At 60.1% G+C, this 2441-nt stretch carries 3 protein-coding genes; 2 read left to right on the forward strand and 1 reads right to left on the reverse strand.

The annotated features are described in order from the left end of the window. Positions 1-471 precede the first annotated feature (471 nt). Positions 472-681 carry a ribbon-helix-helix protein, CopG family gene (locus tag WHI96_RS28025; protein WP_425571670.1) on the forward strand — a complete coding sequence of 70 codons (210 nt, stop codon included), beginning with the start codon at positions 472-474 and terminating at the stop codon, positions 679-681. Positions 682-1047: 366 nt separating this feature from the next. Beyond that, positions 1048-1437, forward strand: a complete 390-nt coding sequence (locus WHI96_RS27435) for a hypothetical protein (RefSeq protein ID WP_345650460.1) — start codon at positions 1048-1050, stop codon at positions 1435-1437. A 458-nt stretch (positions 1438-1895) separates the two neighbouring features. On the opposite strand, the gene WHI96_RS27440 is transcribed toward WHI96_RS27435, so the two are convergent. Then, positions 1896-2441: hypothetical protein (locus WHI96_RS27440; protein WP_349302505.1), on the reverse strand; the 546-nt coding region annotated here is incomplete at its 5' end.

Raw genomic sequence — 2441 nt, forward strand, 5'->3', positions numbered from 1 at the left:
ATGTAGGCACCGTGCGTCTAGCATGTACATCATGACCACACCCCGTGTTGACAGGATGCACGCCAATCGCCATGATGGCTCTCATGCAGACGCCCTGCGGTGCGACGCCTAGCATCGTCGCGCAGCCGTCGAGACGGGTTGCGCTGGCCGCCCAGCCTGACCAGGCTCGCGCTTCGCGAGGCAGCCAACATGTGAGGATGGTGTGCCATTGATTATGTGCAACCGGTCTTCGCGGCTCAACCAGAAGTGAACCAGAGCTTCTAGCAAAATCTCAGAACTTCCTGCGCGGCAGGCGTAACGAGGATAGACATTCAGTCGTTGCACTGAGTGTGCGAACGTTCCGAAGACGAGTGGCGATAAGGGATTCGCGCGACTTGCTGGAATGTCTCCTCATTTCGTAACCGTGCTCCTTCACGCTCCCGAACCTGCAGGTGCAGGTGGAGTCGAGCGGCAACACTGGAAGAGTGAGCTATGTCGACGCATCAGCGACTTTCGGTCAATATCAACGAGGAATCCGCCGAGATCCTTAGGTCTGTGACCCGCGAACGGGGAATCACCACGACTGAGGCGATCCGGCGAGCCATAGCGCTCCTCGGCTTCTTCGAAGCGGCGAGGCGAGCGGACACGACCCTATGGTCGGAGGACAAGAAGGGCGAGAAGACACAGCTCCATGTTGTGTAACCGCCCGTTCACCGCCGAGTGAATACCGGTCGGCTCGTCCGGGTGACGTTGAGCCGGGGCTGACACGATCAGTGCGCTAAGGTTGGCGACACCGTGTTGAACGTGTCGCCAGGAGTCCACCCGTGCCGTCGTCAAACTCGTCCGACAACCCCTTGACGGGGCAGTTCGACGAGTTCGTCGAGAACACGATCCCGGAGTGTGACTCCGAGTGGAACGGCTGCCGGATTCCTGGTCTCGCTCGGCGAGCTGGCAATCACTTGATCGACTCAGATGAGTTCGTCGAGGACATCGAACCGGAGGCGACATCACCATCCGGCACGGACATGTGTCTGATCTACGGACACGTTTGGATCAGAGTGTGGGACGGTGGCCGTGGCCTCGCCTGAGGGGACCGATAAAGAGCAGTCGGCGTCGATGACCTCTGACCATCAGGACGGCAGCCCTGGCGCTGATCCGGATGTGGGAGCGCTGTCGGAGTTTGTCGAGGAGAACGACGTTCCCGGTAACGCCGAGGCAGGTCCCGTCTTCGTCGAGTCGAAGTTCACGGTGGAGCGGTGGCGCGAGATCGCTCGAAGCGGTCTTGCGGCACTTCTTTTCCTCTTGCTCTCTGCGACTGTCCTCACAATCTGCATTCGGGCCATCATCTTGGCGACGACTGTCAAAGAGCTCTCAGATCTGTTGGGAATTCTGCTTGCCCCTCTGGTCGGCCTAGTCGGAGCGGCGACAGGATTCTATTATGGAAATCAGGGTAGATGACCACCGTTAGCGCCAACTAAAGTTCCTCGTGATTTGCACTAGCGATGCAACGAGGAGAACGTAGAGCTGCCGCGTCTGGTCCACGCGGTCTCACGGTGAGAGTTGAGCCAGCGGAACACCTTGATCGATCAGAGCGAGCCGCCGGTGAGATGACGGGATCATGCGAGCACAGGCCAGCAGGGTACGTCGGATCCTGGTGTGACTATGTAAGTCATAGTCACTTGATCCGACCGGCGGGCCGCCCGGATCTCGGAAGAACGTCGTCGGTCATCCGCTGCATTCCGATTAGACCGCCTGTCATAATCTTCATTATCGGCTTGGCGTCCGATGGTCGAGCTGGAGCACGTCATCCATTTCTACGACTCGTAAGTGGCAAATCCGCCCATTTTGCAACGCCGTCCCAGGGGCCAGCCGGGCGAGGACGGGACCGCTGCTTGGGCTCCGGCCATCTGCGGGGGTCATGCTCGGCGCTGTTGGGCCCACCACAAGAACTGTGAGGCGTGTGCGACGTCGGCAAACCCGGTTCCGCACAGTCTCAGGAGGAGGTCGTTGCTCCAGAACACTAGACGACCGGTGGTCATAGAGGTGGTTTGCATGGCGGGTAGTTCCAGACCGAACACACTGGCTGCGATCTCCTTCTTGCCTCCTGCCGGGCTAGAGTAGGTCAGAATTGGCAGAAAGCGGTCAGGATACATCACACAAAGTGTACGAGTGAGCAGACTCTCCTTAAAACCGGTCATTCCGAGTCCGCCCCGCGCATCGATGAGCGTCTGCATGCGGTCCTCGATGGGTTCCTCGGTACCGCGCAGGAGGTAGTCGATAACGCCGCGGACACGGTCAGCAGCAGCACGGTCACCGAGCTCGTTCCACGCCCGGTTAATACTGCAACGGCGTTTTGTCAGGCTGGTGGGCGTTGGCCGCGGCGGCGGTAGTGGCAGGTCCGGGCCTGGTGCTGGCGTCGTCGGCGCCAGGTGGACCAGGCGAGTGTGCTGGCCAGGCAGGCG

It is taken from the genome of Pseudonocardia tropica (genome assembly GCF_040105315.1).
Taxonomy (GTDB): Bacteria; Actinomycetota; Actinomycetes; order Mycobacteriales; family Pseudonocardiaceae; genus Pseudonocardia; species Pseudonocardia alni.